At 72.6% G+C, this 15,066-nt stretch carries 13 protein-coding genes; 5 read left to right on the forward strand and 8 right to left on the reverse strand.

The window, feature by feature from the left end; translation table 11 throughout:
* Positions 1–36: 36 nt before the first annotated feature.
* Positions 37–618, reverse strand: coding sequence for a TetR/AcrR family transcriptional regulator (locus CP976_RS21465; RefSeq protein ID WP_086851755.1), 582 nt, complete (start codon positions 616–618; stop codon positions 37–39).
* A 130-nt stretch (positions 619–748) separates the two neighbouring features.
* Here CP976_RS21465 and CP976_RS21470 point away from each other — a divergent pair, with 130 nt between their 5' ends.
* The gene (locus tag CP976_RS21470; RefSeq protein ID WP_150481835.1) at positions 749–1,960 is read left to right on the forward strand and encodes an MFS transporter; all 1,212 of its coding nucleotides are present in this window, start codon (positions 749–751) and stop codon (positions 1,958–1,960) included.
* Positions 1,961–1,989: 29 nt separating this feature from the next.
* Here the strand turns inward: CP976_RS21470 and CP976_RS21475 are convergent, their stop codons facing one another.
* The 6 genes from CP976_RS21475 to CP976_RS21500 form a co-directional block, all read right to left on the reverse strand.
* Positions 1,990–3,666: a long-chain fatty acid--CoA ligase gene (locus CP976_RS21475; protein WP_150485437.1), complete on the reverse strand. Its 1,677-nt coding sequence runs from the start codon at positions 3,664–3,666 to the stop codon at positions 1,990–1,992.
* 125 nt (positions 3,667–3,791) lie between these two features.
* A complete protein-coding gene (locus CP976_RS21480) occupies positions 3,792–4,352 on the reverse strand; it encodes a SigE family RNA polymerase sigma factor (protein WP_150481836.1) in 561 nt (186 codons plus the stop codon).
* Positions 4,353–4,484: 132 nt separating this feature from the next.
* The gene (locus CP976_RS21485; RefSeq protein WP_150481837.1) at positions 4,485–5,657 is read right to left on the reverse strand and encodes a lipid-transfer protein; all 1,173 of its coding nucleotides are present in this window, start codon (positions 5,655–5,657) and stop codon (positions 4,485–4,487) included.
* Complete coding sequence (locus CP976_RS21490; RefSeq protein ID WP_150481838.1) at positions 5,654–6,037, reverse strand: MaoC family dehydratase; 384 nt, start codon at positions 6,035–6,037, stop codon at positions 5,654–5,656. Before CP976_RS21490 ends, CP976_RS21485 begins: the two co-directional genes overlap by 4 nt.
* Entirely contained in the window at positions 6,034–6,984 is a 951-nt protein-coding gene (locus CP976_RS21495) for a bifunctional MaoC family dehydratase N-terminal/OB-fold nucleic acid binding domain-containing protein (protein WP_150481839.1), read from the reverse strand. The genes CP976_RS21490 and CP976_RS21495 overlap by 4 nt, the downstream gene beginning before the upstream one ends.
* Before the next feature lie 164 nt (positions 6,985–7,148).
* Positions 7,149–7,472 (reverse strand): hypothetical protein, encoded by a 324-nt coding sequence (locus CP976_RS21500; protein ID WP_150481840.1) that lies wholly within the window; start codon positions 7,470–7,472, stop codon positions 7,149–7,151.
* A 369-nt stretch (positions 7,473–7,841) separates the two neighbouring features.
* On the opposite strand from CP976_RS21500, the gene CP976_RS21505 reads away from it, so the two are divergent.
* The 4 genes from CP976_RS21505 (at position 7,842) to CP976_RS21520 (ending at position 10,457) form a co-directional block, all read left to right on the forward strand.
* Positions 7,842–8,708, forward strand: a complete 867-nt coding sequence (locus CP976_RS21505; protein ID WP_150481841.1) for a bifunctional DNA primase/polymerase — start codon at positions 7,842–7,844, stop codon at positions 8,706–8,708.
* A gap of 34 nt (positions 8,709–8,742) precedes the next feature.
* Complete coding sequence (locus tag CP976_RS21510) at positions 8,743–9,207, forward strand: hypothetical protein (RefSeq protein WP_190146864.1); 465 nt, start codon at positions 8,743–8,745, stop codon at positions 9,205–9,207.
* A gap of 9 nt (positions 9,208–9,216) precedes the next feature.
* On the forward strand, positions 9,217–9,741 hold the full coding sequence (locus CP976_RS21515) for a DinB family protein (protein ID WP_150481842.1): 525 nt from the start codon (positions 9,217–9,219) through the stop codon (positions 9,739–9,741).
* Between the two features lie 128 nt (positions 9,742–9,869).
* Positions 9,870–10,457, forward strand: a complete 588-nt coding sequence (locus CP976_RS21520; RefSeq protein ID WP_150481843.1) for a GNAT family N-acetyltransferase — start codon at positions 9,870–9,872, stop codon at positions 10,455–10,457.
* A gap of 181 nt (positions 10,458–10,638) precedes the next feature.
* Here the strand turns inward: CP976_RS21520 and CP976_RS21525 are convergent, their stop codons facing one another.
* Entirely contained in the window at positions 10,639–14,724 is a 4,086-nt protein-coding gene (locus CP976_RS21525; protein ID WP_150481844.1) for an nSTAND1 domain-containing NTPase, read from the reverse strand.
* Positions 14,725–15,066 lie beyond the last annotated feature (342 nt).

Below are 15,066 nucleotides of genomic sequence, written 5' to 3' on the forward strand. Positions count from 1 at the left end.
GGCCGGTCCGGGACCGCCCAGGCCCGTCCGAGCCCGCTATCGGGCCGTGAGGCGGCGGGCCGCCTCCTTGACCGAGGTGCGCAGGCGGTCCCGGTCGGGATCCTCGCCGCCGACCAGGATGCGCCGCATCTGCGGCACGACCGCGGTCCAGTTGGCCAGGGCCGTCAGCAGGAACAGCAGGTCGGCCGCGGGGATGGCGTCGGTGACGACGCCCCGGTCCTGGCCGTCCCGGAGGGCGGCGACCTTGCGGGCGTAGTGCTCCTGGCGGTCGGACTCGTGGGGCAGTTCGGCGCTGCCGTACTCCAGGCCCTCCCAGAAGAGCAGGCGCAGCAGCTCCGGGTGGGCGGCGTGGTAGTCCATCAGGCGGTCGATCCAGCCCTCGATGTCGTCCGGGTCGATGGGGACGGCCTCGGCGAGGTGGAGCATCTTCCTCTCGAGGACGATCGCGAACAGCTCCGCCTTGTTGCCGAAGTAGGCGTAGATCAACTGCTTGTTGGCCTTGGCCTCGGCGGCGATGCGGTCGATGCGGGCGCCGGCGATGCCGTGCCGGGCGAACTCGGCGACCGCCGCCTCGAAGATCCGGGCCTTGGTGGCCTCGGGGTCCCTTGCTGCTCCCATGGGGGAGAGGGTAGCGCGCCAAGTAACCAACTGTTTGGTTGACAGGGAATCACAGGGCGGCCCACACTGTTGCCTCGTCATCCAACCAACCAGTTAGTTGTTAGAGTCGACTCCAAGGAGTCCCCCTCCCATGCCGTCAGCGACCACAGCCACGACCACGTCCCGGCCGGCCGGCACAGCCCCCGTGCCGGAGGCGCGTACGCCCGCCACCGGTCTCTTCCTCACTCTGATCGCCGTGTGCAGCGCGGTCACCGCCGCCAACATCTACCTCGCCGCGCCGCTGCTCTCGCTCATGGCGCGCGACTTCGGCTCGGCGCCCTCGGCCGTCGCCTGGATCGCCTCGGTCGCGCAGCTCGGCTACGCGGTCGGCCTGCTGTTCTTCGCCCCGCTCGGCGACAGCGCGAACCGGCGCCGGCTGGTCGGCGGGCTCACGCTCGTCACGACCGTCGCGCTGGCCGCCAGCGCGGCCGCCCCGGGTGTCACCGCACTCGCGGTCGCCGTGTTCGTCGCCTCGGCCGCGACCGTCATCCCGCAGCTCCTCGTCCCGCTGGTCGCCGAACGCGCCCCGGCCGAGCGGCGTGCCCGTCATGTCGCGGCCGTCATCGCGGGCCTGTTCACCGGCATCGTCGCGGCCCGGGTGCTGGGCGGACTGGCCGGACAGGCCTTCGGGTGGCGGTGGGTGTTCGCGGGCGCTGCCGTACTCACCCTCGTCCTGGGGCTCGCGACCACCCTCGTCCTGCCGTCGCAGCGGCGGCGGGAGGGCCCGCTGTTCGCCGGGCTCGCCGCACTGCCCTCGGTGCTGCGCCACTCGCCCGACCTGTGGCGCGCCTGCCTGCGGCAGGCCGGGATGTTCGGGGCGTGGAGCGCGCTGTGGACCTCGCTCGCCCTGCTGCTGACCGGGCCGGCGTACGGGCTGTCCACCGCGACGGCCGGGCTCTTCGGGCTCTTCGGACTGACGGCGACCGCGGTGGCACCGCTGGCCGGCGGGCTCGTGGACCGGTTCGGCGCGGCGCGTGTGGTGCGGTCCGCGTATCTGCTCGCCGCCGTGTCCGTACCGCTGTTCTGGCTGGGCGGGCACACGCTCGGCGCGCTCTTCGCCGCGGCGGTGCTGATCCACGCGGCGCTGGTGGCGTCCCATGTCGCCAACCAGACCCTCGCCCTGACCGCCACGTCCACCCCGGCCACCGCCAACACCGCCTATGTGGTCGCCGGTTTCGCGGGCGGTGCCGGAGCCTCGGCCCTCGCCGGGTTCGCCTTCAGCCACTTCGGCTGGGGCGGGGTGTGCGTAGTGGCGGGCGTGTGGCTGGTGCTGGGGTGGGGGCTGACCGCCGTACGGCGATGACGGCGGTCAGACCAGGCGTGCCCGGGGCTTCAGAGCCGCGTGACGTCCAGCTCCCCCTCCGCGTACTGCCTGCGCAGCACCTTCTTGTCGAACTTGCCGACGCTCGTCTTCGGCACCGCCGGGATGACCGTCCAGCGCTCCGGGAGCTGCCACTTGGCGATGTTGCCCTCGTCGGCGAGGAAGGCGCGCAGGGTCTCGAAGGTGGCGGTGGAGCCCTCCTTGAGGACGACCGTGGCCAGGGGGCGCTCGCCCCACTTCTCGTCGGGGACGGCGACGACGGCCGCCTCGGCGACCTCGGGGTGGGACATGAGGGCGTTCTCCAGCTCCACCGACGAGATCCACTCGCCGCCGGACTTGATGACGTCCTTGGCCCGGTCGGTGAGGGTGAGGTAGCCGTCGGCGGAGATCGTCCCCACGTCGCCCGTCTTGAGCCAGCCGTCCTCGCTGAACTTGTCGGCGGGGCGGAGCGGGTCGGCACCCGGGCCGTTGTAGTAGGCGCCGGCGATCCACGGGCCGCGCACCTCCAGCTCACCGGCCGACTCGCCGTCCCAGGGGAGGCGTTCGCCGCCCGGGCCGGTCAGCCGGGCCTCGACACCGGCCGGGAAACGGCCCTGGGTGAGGCGGTAGGCGAACTCCTCCTCCGGGCCGGCCACACCGGCCGGGGGACGGGCGATCGTACCGAGCGGGGACGTCTCCGTCATGCCCCAGGCGTGGCAGACCCGCATGCCCAGCTTGTCGAAGGCCTCCATCAGCGACGGCGGACAGGCAGAGCCGCCGATGGTGACCTGGGTGAGGGAGGAGACGTCGCGCGGGTGCGCGGTCAGCTCGCCGAGCAGGCCCTGCCAGATGGTCGGGACGGCGGCGGCGTGGGTCGGCCTCTCGCTCTCGATCATCGCGGCGAGCGGGGCCGGCTGGAGGAAGCGGTCCGGCATCAGCATGTTCACGCCGGTCATGAAGGTCGCGTGCGGCAGACCCCAGGCGTTCACATGGAACTGCGGCACCACGACCAGCGAGGTGTCCTCGTCGGTCAGGCCCATCGACTGGGCCATGTTGACCTGCATGGAGTGCAGATAGATGGAGCGGTGGCTGTAGACCACGCCCTTGGGGTCGCCGGTGGTGCCGGAGGTGTAGCACATGGAGGCGGCCTGGCGTTCGTCCAGCTCGGGCCAGTCGTACGAGGTGGGCTTCCCGGCGATCAGGTCCTCGTACTCGTGGACCCGCGCGGTCGTGTCCGCGAGCAGGGAGCGGTCCCCGGGGCCGGAGACGACCACGTGCTCGACCGTCTTCAGGTGCGGGAGCAGCGGGGCGAGCAGGGGGAGCAGCGAGCCGTTGGCGATGATCACGCGGTCGGCCGCGTGGTTGACGATCCAGGCCAGCTGCTCGGGCGGGAGCCGGAGGTTCAGCGTGTGGAGGACCGCGCCCATGGAGGGGATCGCGAAGTAGGCCTCCACGTGCTCCGCGTTGTTCCACATCAGGGTGGCGACCCGGTCGTCGCCTGCGACGCCGAGGTCCTCGCGCAGGGCGTGTGCGAGCTGGGCCGCGCGGGTGCCGATCTCGGCGAAGGAGCGGCGGTGCGGCTCGTCCTCACCGGTCCAGGTGGTCACCTGTGATGTCCCGTGGATCGTCGACCCGTGGGTCAGGATTCTCGAGATCAGCAGCGGTACGTCCTGCATGGTGCTCAGCACGGCGTCCTCCCGGGGCGACATTGCCTGCGCGGTGGTCAAGGTTGCGCTGATTCTGCGCACATACCGCGTGGTATGTCACTAGGACCGGGCGATCGATCAGGTCACGGCTGCCGACGGAACCGCTCAGCGGCGACCGACACATCCGCTCAACTACGGACAAGCCCCAGCTCAGAGTCCTCGCGGAGCTTGCCGAGCGCACGGGAGACGGCCGACTTCACCGTGCCCACCGAGACACCGAGCACCTCGGCCGTCTGGACCTCGCTGAGGTCCTCGTAGTACCTGAGGACGACCATCGCCCGCTGCCGGGCCGGCAGCCGCATGATCGCCCGCCACATCGCGTCGCGCAGCGCCTGCTGCTCGGCCGGGTCGTCGCCGCCGCGCACCGGCTCCGGCTCGGGCAGCTCGTCGCAGGCGAACTCGTCGACCTTGCGCTTGCGCCACTGGGAGGTCCGCGTGTTCAGCAGCGCCCGGCGCACATAGCCGTCGAGGGCGCGGTGGTCCTCGATGCGCTCCCAGGCGACGTACGTCTTGGTCAGCGCGGTCTGCAACAGGTCCTCCGCGTCGCTCGGGTTGCCGGTGAGCGAGCGGGCGGTACGCAGCAGCACCGGCTGGCGGGCCCTGACGTACGACGAGAACGACGGGTACGGAAGTGTCCGCGCCGCTGGTGCAGCGGCCTTCGACGCGCTGGTGCAGACGAGTGTGGTCATGGCTCAACGCTATGAGCGGAGCCACCTCGGGCGGATCGGCCGCAGGTCCCGAAGCGGGGTCCCCCTCAGGTTGTAGGGGTGGGGTCCGCCGCACCTCCTGTAGGTGGAGTGGAGGACCCGGGGTACTGCGGGTCAACCCTGAGAGTCGGCGGTCAGTACGAGCCCCGACGTAGGCACGCCCGTCCCCGCCGTCACCAGGACCCGTTCCGCACCCGGTATCCGGTTCACCGCCGTCCCCCTGATCTGCCGGACGGCCTCCGCCACCCCGTTCATGCCGTGCAGGTACGCCTCTCCGAGCTGCCCGCCGTGCGTGTTGAGCGGCAGGCGCTCCTCGGCCACGAAGTCCGGTGCCTCGCCAGGGGCGCAGAAGCCGAACTCCTCGAGCTGCATCAGCACGAACGGCGTGAAGTGGTCGTAGAGGATGCCCACGTCGATGTCGGCGGGCGCGAGCCCCGAGGTCCGCCACAGCTGCCGGGCCACCACCGCCGTCTCGGGCAGGCCGGTGAGGTCGTCGCGGTAGAAGCTGGTCATCTGCTCCTGCGCGCGTCCCGCGCCCTGGGCGGCCGCCGCGATCACGGCGGGCGGGTGGGGCAGGTCGCGGGCCCGTGCCACGGAGGTGACGACGAGCGCCTGTCCGCCGTCCGTCTCCTGGCAGCAGTCCAGCAGCCGCAGCGGTTCGGCGATCCAGCGGGACGCGGCGTGGTCGGCCAGGGTGATGGGCCGGCCGTGGAAGTACGCCGCCGGGTTGGTCGCCGCGTACGTGCGGTCGACGACGGCCACGTGCCCGAAGGCCTCCGTGGTCAGCCCGTAGGTGTGGAGGTAGCGCTGGGCCGCCATCGCCACCCACGACGCCGGGGTGAGCAGGCCGAACGGCAGCGCCCAGCCGAGCGCCGCGCCCTCCGCCGACGGCTCCCGGTGCCGCACCCCGGAGCCGAAGCGGCGCCCCGAGCGCTCGTTGAACGCCCGGTAGCAGACGACCACGTCCGCCACGCCCGCGGCGATCGCCAGGGCCGCCTGCTGGACGGTGGCGCAGGCCGCGCCGCCGCCGTAGTGGATCCGGGAGAAGAAGGAGAGCTCGCCGATGCCCGCCGCCTGGGCGACGGTGATCTCGGGGCTGGTGTCCATGGTGAACGTGACCATTCCGTCGACGTCGGCGGGTGTCAGCCCCGCGTCCGCGAGGGCGGCGTGCACCGCATCGACGGCCAGGCGCAGTTCGCTGCGGCCCGAGTCCTTGGAGAACTCGGTGGCCCCGATGCCGGCGATGGCGGCGCGCCCGCCGAGACCGTCCCGCCCTCTGAGGCTCATGCCGGAATCCTCACCGTCACCGTGCCCGTGACGTGCTTGCCGATGCCGTTCGCGCCGACGACCCGGACCGTCACCAGGTCCCCGTCGACCTGCTCGACCGTGCCCGTCAGCACCATCGTGTCGCCGGGGTGGTTGGGCGCGCCGAGCCGGATCGCCACCCGGCGCAGCACGGCCCGCGGCCCGAAGTGGTCGGTGATGTACCGACCGACCAGGCCGTTGGTCGTCAGGATGTTCATGAAGATGTCGGGGGAGCCCTTCTGCCGGGCGAGCTCCGGGTCGTGGTGCACGTCCTGGTAGTCCCGGGAGGCGATCGCCCCGGCGACGATCAGGGTGCGGGTGATCGGGATCTCCAGGGGCGGGAGGCGGTCGCCGGCGTTCACCGCGTCACCTCCTGGAAGACGGGCAGCACCAGCTCGTCGTCGTACTGCCGGAAGCAGAGCCGTACGGGCATCCCGACGCGCACCTTGTCGTACGGCACCCCCACCACGTTGCTGATGATCCGCACGCCCTCCGCGAGCTCGATCAGCCCGACCGCAAAAGGGCCCGCCGCGGCAGCGGCATGATCGGATGCAGTGAAGGCCGGGAAGGGCGGGTGGTGCATGACGACGTACGAGTAGACCGTGCCCTCGCCGCTCGCCTCGACGGTGTCCCACTCCAGGGAGCCGCAGCCGTTGCAGCCCGGCAGCCAGGGGAAACGCAGGGTGCCGCAGCCGGTGCAGCGCTGGATCAGCAGCTCGTGGCGCGCCACGCCCTCCCAGAAGCCGGCGTTGTCGCGGTTGACGACCGGACGAGGGCGGCGTTCCTTCGGGGCGTTCGAGGCTTTCGGCCGGCGTGCGGGGGCGTATTTGAGGATGCGGAAGCGGTGGGTGCCGGCGAGTTCGCCGCTCGCCTTGATGTCGGTGCGAGTGGTGACGAAGTAGCCCGTGCCGAGCTTCGTGGTCTTGCGGCCGGACACCGACTCGATCACCGAGTCGAAGGTGATGTCGTCCCCGGGGCGCAGGGGGCGGAGGTACTCCTGCTCGCAGTCGGTGGCGACGACCGCGTCGTGGCCCGACTCGTCGAGCAGGCCGAGGAGTTCGTCGTAGGCCGCCGTGCGTTCGGGGCGGCGGGAGAGGCCGGCCATGGTCCACGCCTGGAGCATGGTGGGGGGCGCGATGGCGTCCGGGCCCGTGTACGCGGGGTTGGTGTCCCCCATGGCCTCGCACCAGTGCCTGATCATCGGCTCGTTGACGGGGTCCCGGCCGACCCCGGTGGCGGCGGCCGGGCGGCCCTCGTAGGCCTTCAGGCGCGCCTCGAACTCCTCGTGGACCTCCGGCTCACCGTTCACGGTTTCTGACTGTCCGTCAGATGCGCGGTTCCGTCAAGGCCCCGCGGCCGCCGAAAGCGCCTGGGCGGCGGTACCGAAGTACCGCCGCCCAGGCGCTTGTCACCCCACGAAGCACACCCACACAGGACGCGGGCCGATGCCGGTCGACCGGCCCGCTCAGCTCATCACCACAGCGGGGCGAAGGTGACGGCGGTGTTGGCGTTGCCCTGATTGACGGCCGTGGGCTCCGTACCGTTGACCTGGGCGGTGTTGCTCTGGTTCGAGGCGCCCTCGCCGACGGCCTGCTGCTGCGTGGTGGCGGAGTTGCCGAAGTTGTCGCCGCCGACGCCGCTGCCGAGGATGCCCTGCTCGGCCTCCGTGGCGGACGCGATCGATCCGTTGTCCGCGAAGGCGCCGTTGTCCGCCGTCGCGACACCGGCGAAGAGGACGGCCGCGAGCGGTAGGGCGGAGACGGCGGCGATGACGCGGGCGGTACGGATACGTGCCATGTTGTTGTCCCTCCAGGACTTCGGAACCAGGGGCACACCGCCGGCTCATGGCCGACCGTGCGTGAAGCACTGCTGTCACCAGGGAAGTTCGCCGACCGCCCCGGTGCGGTACGCGACGTCGCGAATCCAGAGTTGCCCACCGAATCCCCGGCGAACCAGACCGGAAGCCACCATTCGCACGCAAGCGTGATGACACGTCGATAAACCCCTTTGCGCCACTTCCGTCCCGAACGGGAGCGAAAAGGGGCGTTCGAACCCAGATACTGCAAGGGACTGAGCGTTCCAGCACTTTCCCTGTCCGGCCCGCCGCCCGGCGCGTCGCACCCGCTCCCTCTTTCCTTTTTCGAACGTACGTACGAAACTAGAAGCATGGCCACCACCGACCGGCAGGCCACGACGCTGGCCCTCGCACACGCCCTGTCAGCCGCCGAACGCGGACTGGCCGTCATCCCCCTGTCCCGCACCAAGCTCCCGGCGCTGCGTTCCCCGCACCGCGACGACCCCGCCCCCTCCCCCTGCCACGGCGAGTGCGGCCGGCCCGGCCACGGTGTCTACGACGCCTCCAGCGACCCTGCCCGCATCCGCGAACTGTTCGCCGCGGCGCCCTGGGCGACCGGATACGGCATCGCGTGCGGCCTGCCCCCGCACCACCTGATCGGCATCGACCTGGACGTGAAGACCGGCACGGACTCCTCGGCCGCCCTGCGCGAGCTGGCGCTGCGGCACCTGTTCACCATCCCGCCGACGGTGGTCGTCGTGACCCCGTCCGGCGGCCGTCACCTCTGGCTGAGCGGCCCGCCCGACGTGGTCGTCCCCAACTCGGCGGGCCGCCTCGCGCCCGGCATCGACATCCGGGGCGCCGGCGGCTACCTCGTCGGCCCCGGCTCCCGCACCGGCCAGGGCGTGTACGCCGCGGCCCCGGGAACCGCCCATCTCGCCCCCGCCCCCTGCCCGCGCTCCCTCCTGCGCCTGCTCCTCCCGCCGCCCCGCGCCCACCACCCCACGCCCCCGGCGACCGGCGGACACGGCCAGGGCCTGGTGCAGTTCGTCCTCGCCGCGCACGAGGGTCAGCGCAACACCCGGCTGTTCTGGGCGGCCTGCCGGGCCTACGAGGACGGCATCGGCCCCGCGCTCGTGGACGCCCTGGTCGAGGCCGCGCGGGGTACCGGCCTCGCCGAGCGCGAGGCCCGGGCGACGATCGCTTCGGCGGCGCGGCTGACGGGACACCGGCCATGAGCGACACCCCGTACACGAGCACCGAAAGACCTCCATGCAACAGCACGCCACATCGCCGGCCCTGGCGCTCGCCCGCCTCGTCCTGGCCTCCGGCCGCCCGGTGGACCTCGCCGAGCTGCGGTTCACGTCGACGTACGGCGACCTGCTGGAGGGCTATCCCTGCAAGCCGGTGAACGACCTGCGGATCCGGGGGCTGCTGCGCACCGCCGCGCGGGCCCGCCCCGGCACGCCGGTGCACCTGGTCCCGCCGCCGCGCGCCTACCCCGACCAGTACGCGGGCGGCCTCGGGCCCGTCGAGGTCCTGCCCCCCGTGGCCTGCGTCGGCACGTTCCACTCCACGGCTCTCGATCCGGCCCGCGACCCGGTCGCGTACCGCTCCCGTCTCACCGTTCTCTGGTTCCAGACCACGCCTCGCCTGCCGTCGGGCTGCGACGCGGAACCCGGGCTGCGGGACCTCGACTGGGCGGGACTGGCCAGGGACGCCCGGGCGCTTGCGTAGGGTCGTCCGATGAGCGTTTCCCGCACGGTACTTCCGCGCTGGCAGTTCGAGTTGACCTGGTCGTTGTTCGAGTACCACCTGGAGCGGCTGGAGCCGGAGGACTTCCTCTGGGAGCCGGCCCCGCTCTGCTGGACGATGCGCAGGGGCCCCGACGGCACCTGGGTACCGGACTGGGCGGACACCGAGCCCGACCCCGTGCTCGTCCCCACCATCGCCTGGGTGAGCTGGCACATCGGCTGGTGGTGGAGCGTGACCCTCGACCACGCCCAGGGCCGCCCGCCCCGCGACCGCACGGACATCGCCTGGCCGGGCGAGGGCACACCGACCATCGAGTGGCTGCGCGGCCTGCGCACCCGGTGGCTGGCCGTCCTGGACGACCTCACCGACGCCGACCTGGACGCGACGGCACCGTTCCCCTCGCCGGACGACCCCGAGTACACCGTCGCCCACATGGTGGCGTGGGTGAACGCGGAACTGATGAAGAACGTGACCGAGATCGGCCAACTGCGGCTGCTGCGCGCGGCTTCGGCCTGAGCAGGCCCTCCACAACGCGTTCAGCCAGGCCGTGTCGCCGGCTCCCAGGTCCCAGGGTGCGGACACCCCCCAGAGAGTGTCCGCCGAGCCGGGCGGCGCGGCCGGGCGGCCCGTGGCATCGTGAGGGCATGAGCATCGACGTGCGGCCCGCCACGGACTTCGAGGACGTCCGTGCCGTGCTGGGGCCCAAGTCGCCCGGGGCGAACGTCTGCTGGTGCCTGAGCTACCGGATCCCCTCCAAGCTCAACAACGAACTGCGCGGCCCGGCCCGCGGCGAGTACGTCGCCGAGCTGTGCGGCGCTGATCCGCCCCCCGGCGTGCTCGCCTACGACGGCGACGAACCGGTCGGCTGGGCCGCCGTCGCCCCGCGCTCGGACACCTCCTTCGCCCGGAACCGCAAAATCCCGCACGTCGACGACCTGCCCGTCTGGTCGCTGTGGTGCGTCCGGGTCCGCCCCGGTCACCGGAAGCAGGGCATCTCGCACGCCCTGATCGCCGGCGCGGTCGAGTTCGCCCGGTCCCACGGCGCACCGGCGATCGAGGCGTATCCCCTCGACAGCGGCGACGCCAAGGTGGACCTGACGATGGCGTACGCCGGCCTGCGGAAGAACTTCGAACGCGCCGGTTTCACGTACGCGGCGGACACCACCTCGGTGCTGGCCGGCCACCCCCGGGTCCTGATGCGGCTCGACCTGCGCGGCCACGCACACACGTAGAAGCCACCCGCACACGCGAAGGCCCGACCGCTGGCGACGGGGGATGCACCAGCGGTCGGGCTATGGCCAAGGGTAACAAGCGCTTGCCCATCGGAACCGACTGTTCGTCAGCAAAGCCGGAGTTGTGACTCGTATCACTCAACTGCCGTGATTCCACGGCCTGTTGTGCGATCGGGTCCCGTCAGGGCTCGCACGGCGGGTCGTAGGACAGCCGGGGCAGGTACTCGCGCCAGGTCTCCGGCGTCAGCACGCCCCGGGTCATCGTGCACACGCGGCGTGCGGCATCGTCGACGTCCAGGTTCCAGAGCCGGATGGTGTCGGTGCCGCTCGACACCCCGAGCATGTGGCTGTTCGGGCTGAACGCCAGGAAGGTGCCGCTCTTGGCGTTGGGGCTCATCGACTGGCCGATCGCGCCGGCCTTCGAGGGGTCGGAGACGCTCCAGAGCCGGACGGTGCTGTCGTTGCCGCCGCTGGCCAGGGTGCGGCCCGTGCGGCTGAAGGTCAGTGACACGACCGCCTCCGTGTGGCCCTTGAGGCTCCTCTCCGCCGAGGCCTCGGAGGGGTCCTCGATGTCCCAGAGCCTGACCGAGTTGTCGTCGCCGCCGCTGGCCAGCGTGTGCCCGTCGGGGCTGTAGGCGAGGACGTTGACGGCTCCGAGGTGGCCCCTGAGAGGTGCGCCGCGCAGGACGGCACGTCCTGGTTCCATCGCGTTCCACAGCCGGATGGTGCCGTCGGCGCTGCCGCTGGCGAGCGTACGGCCGTCCGGGCTGAAGACGAGGGAGTTGACGTACCCCTTGTGACCGGTGAGGGGCTCGCCGAGCCGACGGGGGTGGGACGGGTCGGCGATGTCCCAGAGCTGGATGGTGCGGTCGTCGTAGGCGGTCGCCAGGAGGCGGCCGTCCGGGCTGAAGGCCAGCGGGTCGGCGAACCGGATGGGCAGGGGGGCAGGCGGCCCGTGGGGGACGGGACGGTCCGGATCCCCGACGTTCCACAGCTGCACGGCCCGGTCTCCCGTCACCACCGCGAGGGTGCGGCCGTCGGTGGAGAACTCCAGGGAACGGACGCCGCCCTTCGGCAGAAACGGTTCGCCCATCGGCACGGGCCTGCCGGGCTTCCGCACGTCCCACAGCCGTATCCGGCCGTCGAGCGCCGCCGTCGCGAGCACCCGCCCGTCCGGCCGGAACACTCCCGTCCGGCCGATCATGTCCGCCGTAGGCAGCGACCACAGGCGGACCTTGTTGTCGCCCGTCCCGGTGGCGAGGGTGCGCCCGTCGGGGCTGAAGCCGAGCGCGTACATCTCGCCGCTGCTGCCCGCCAGGGGCCCGCCGACCTGCGACGGGTACGCCGGATCACTGACCTTCCACAAGCTCGCCGTGCTGTCCGCGCTGGCGGCGGCGAGCATGTTTCCGTCGGGGCTGAAGGCCACGGACCACACCGCACCCGTGTGGCCGGTGAGCGGCGCTCCGATCGCTGCCGGGCGACGCCGGTCGGCCATGTTCCAGAGCCGGACGGTGTCGTCCGCACTGCCGCTGGCGAGCGTGCGGCCGTCGGGGCTGAAGGCCACGGAGTGCACCGTGTCGGTGTGGCCGGTCAGCGGCTCCCCGACCGGCTCCGGACGCCGGGGCCGCGTCACGTCCCACAGCCTGACGGTGCCGTCGTCACCCCCTGCCGCCAGCGTCCGGCCGTCCGGGCTGAACGCCACCGAGCGCACGGCGGCCTTGTGCCCGGTGAGAGGCTTGCCGAGGGCCTTGGGACGCTTCGGGTCGGCCACGTCCCACAGCCGTACGGTGTGATCGTCGCCGACGGACGCCAGCGTGCGCCCGTCCGGGCTGAAGGCGATCAGGTAGATCGTGCCGTCATGGCCGGTCAGCGGCCGGGCGAGGGGCTGCGGGCGGCCGGGGTCCGTGACGTCCCACAGCCGGATCGTGCCGTCGTCGGCGGCGCTGGCCAGGGTGCGGCCGTCCGGGCTGAAGACCGCGCTGCTCACCCAGCTGGTGTGGCCGGTGAGCGGCTTGCCCAGGGGCTTCGGACGCTTGGGGTCGGCCACGTTCCACAGCCGTACGGTCCGGTCGTAGCTGGCGGTGGCCAGGGTCCGTCCGTCCGGGCTGAACGTCGTGAGGTACACGGCGCCGGTGTGGCCGACCAGCGGTGTGGCCAGCGGGGCGTTCACGATGGAGATCAGGCGGCTGCTCGCGCCCTTGTCGTCCGGCCGCAGCCGGTGTGCCACCAGGTCGAGCTGCGCGGACAGCGAGGGGTCCGTGTCCTGGACGCGATCGGCCTGGGCGAGCACCTGCTGGAACACGGCGTCGTCCCGCTGCTTCCAGGCGACGACGGCCGCTCCCGCGGCCAGCACCGCCAGCACGACCAAGGCCGCCACCGCGCCCCGGCTGATCCAGATGATGCGCCTGCGCAGCCGGACCGAGGCGGCCAGGAACTCCACCGCGCTCCGGGTCAGGAACGTGTCCCCGGCGGATTTCACCCACCCGTGGGCCTGTTCCAGACGGGACCCCCGGTAGAGCAGTGCGGTGTCGCGGTCCGACTCCTCCCAGGCCCGGCCGTCCTCCTCCAGGCGCTGGCGCAGCAGGTTGCCCTGCCGGTCGTCGTCGATCCAGTCGCGCAGCCGCGGCCAGGCGTGCAGCAGCGCCTCGTGAGTGATCTCCACGGTCTCCGCGTCGAGCGTCACCAGCCGGGCGCGGACCAGCGCCTCCAGCGACTCCTCGGTCTTGCCGGGGTCGGACGACTCGTCCGCCAACTGGCGCCGGGTGCCCCGCCTGCGCGTGGCCTGGGTGTCCTCGCCCAGCCGGACCAGCCGGAGCAGGAGCAGCCGGGCCGCCGTGCGCGCCGCCGGGTCGAGACCGGACCAGGCCCGCTCGGCGGTCGCCGCGACCGCGCCCTGGATGCCGCCGGCCGCGCGGTACCCGGCGAGCGTCAGCCGGCCCGCCTTCCTGCGCTGCCAGGTGGCGAGCAGGGCGTGCGAGAGGAGCGGCAGCACTCCCGCGTCGTGCGCCCCCCGCGGTCCGTCCGCGCTCACCTCCCGGACGATCAGCTCCGCCAGGCCCGGCTCCAGCTCCAGGCCGACGGCCTTGGCCGGGCCCGTCACCGCCTCGCGCAGCTCCGCGGTGGTCAGGGGGCCGAGCACCATGTGCCGGTGCTGGAGCGCGTCGGCCAGTTCCGGATACCTGAGGCACCGCTCGTAGAAGTCGGCCCGTATGCCCAGCACCACGACCGCCGGGGCCGGATCGCCGTCGCCGCCCGGCGAACAGGCGGCGTGCAGGACCTCGACGAACGCGCGCCGCTCCGCCTCGTCGGGGCAGAGGGTGAACGTCTCCTCGAACTGGTCCACGATGACGACCGGCCGCGCACCGGCCGGCGCCTCGCGCCGTGCCCAGGCGGCCACGGCGGCACGGATGTCGGGGCCCCTCGGGACGCGCGGGCCCACCGTGGTGGGGACGACGGGGCCCTCCGCGGCGGATCCCCCGGCCCTGACCATGGCCGAGACGACCGGCCCCAGGTCGGGGATGCACCGGGTCAGCTCCGCAAGCGGATCACCGCCGGGGACGAGCTGCACGACCTCGGTCGCCCGGCCGCCCGCACCCCCCTCACCCCTGCTGTCGCTGTCGCCCCGGTCGCCGCCGTCGAGGTCCTCACCCAGCGCGCCGTCCCGCAGTGCGGGCACCAGCCCGGCGTTCAGCAGCGACGACTTCCCCGCCCCCGACGCACCCACGAGCATGACCAGGCCGCCCGTCTCCGGCACGGCCCGGAGCTGGGCGACGAGCGCGTCCGTGCTCCGCTCCCGGCCGAAGAACCACCGGGCGTCCTCGTGGCGGTACGAGGCCAGCCCCCGGTAGGGGCACACCCCGCTGGGAGCGGGCGGGGCCTCGGCGGCAGACCGTTCCTGCTCCGTCGCAACCGCGCCGCGCTCGCCGACCGGGCCGGCCACCGCGGTCTCCCACAGCCGCTGCCACTGACCGAGGTCGTACAGCCCCGGGGACACCGGTGTGGGCCGCGCGCGCCGCGCCTCGGGGATCAGCACGTGCAGCACCGCCGCGAGGGCGGTGAACTGAGCGGGTACGTTCCGGGCCCGGCGCCAGTCGCTGATGCGCTGCGCGGACACCCGGACGGGACGCCCGCGTTCGTCGACCCGCTGGAGCCGGACGACCGCTTCGGACACACGTTTGAGTGGAGGGTTCCCGGCTTCCTTGTACAGCAGTGCGAGGCGCTCCGCGAAGGCGGTGCGTGCCCCGGAGTCGGAACCCAAGGTCTCCACTCCTTAACTCCCCGCGCCTGGACGTCCGGACCGGAAAACTCACTCTATACGCCTGACCTGCGGTAATACCGCCCGTCCGGAACCGGAGACTCCTCGTCGGCTGCCGAAACTGGCAGGATCCGGACGCAGCACCACACTCATCCGGTCGACCTCCAGCGGAGTCGGACGACCGTGACCCCACCGTTCGGTACCGGTCCCCACGAGGGGAGGGACCGGTGCCGGACGACGTGGTGATCCTCCCCAGCGGACCGCGCTCTACATCTCCGTCCGGCCCTGGATAACTGACGATCCGTCAGCTATGGTCTGCCTGCCGTTCGCCTGCCGCTGCCAGGGTCGGCCTGC

The sequence above is a fragment of the Streptomyces coeruleorubidus genome (assembly GCF_008705135.1).
In the GTDB taxonomy this organism is placed as follows: Bacteria; Actinomycetota; Actinomycetes; order Streptomycetales; family Streptomycetaceae; genus Streptomyces; species Streptomyces coeruleofuscus.

What these genes read in the sequence shown, in the direction of transcription:
- CP976_RS21470 (WP_150481835.1), top strand. Translation starts at nt 749, where the DNA reads ATGCCGTCAGCGACCACAGCCACGACCACGTCCCGGCCGGCCGGCACA.
- CP976_RS21510 (WP_190146864.1), top strand. Translation starts at nt 8,743, where the DNA reads ATGCAACAGCACGCCACATCGCCGGCCCTGGCGCTCGCCCGCCTCGTC.
- CP976_RS21485 (WP_150481837.1), bottom strand. Translation starts at nt 5,657, where the DNA reads ATGAGCCTCAGAGGGCGGGACGGTCTCGGCGGGCGCGCCGCCATCGCC.
- CP976_RS21465 (WP_086851755.1), bottom strand. Translation starts at nt 618, where the DNA reads ATGGGAGCAGCAAGGGACCCCGAGGCCACCAAGGCCCGGATCTTCGAG.
- CP976_RS21505 (WP_150481841.1), top strand. Translation starts at nt 7,842, where the DNA reads ATGGCCACCACCGACCGGCAGGCCACGACGCTGGCCCTCGCACACGCC.
- CP976_RS21480 (WP_150481836.1), bottom strand. Translation starts at nt 4,352, where the DNA reads ATGACCACACTCGTCTGCACCAGCGCGTCGAAGGCCGCTGCACCAGCG.
- CP976_RS21475 (WP_150485437.1), bottom strand. Translation starts at nt 3,666, where the DNA reads ATGTCGCCCCGGGAGGACGCCGTGCTGAGCACCATGCAGGACGTACCG.
- CP976_RS21520 (WP_150481843.1), top strand. Translation starts at nt 9,870, where the DNA reads ATGAGCATCGACGTGCGGCCCGCCACGGACTTCGAGGACGTCCGTGCC.
- CP976_RS21500 (WP_150481840.1), bottom strand. Translation starts at nt 7,472, where the DNA reads ATGGCACGTATCCGTACCGCCCGCGTCATCGCCGCCGTCTCCGCCCTA.
- CP976_RS21515 (WP_150481842.1), top strand. Translation starts at nt 9,217, where the DNA reads ATGAGCGTTTCCCGCACGGTACTTCCGCGCTGGCAGTTCGAGTTGACC.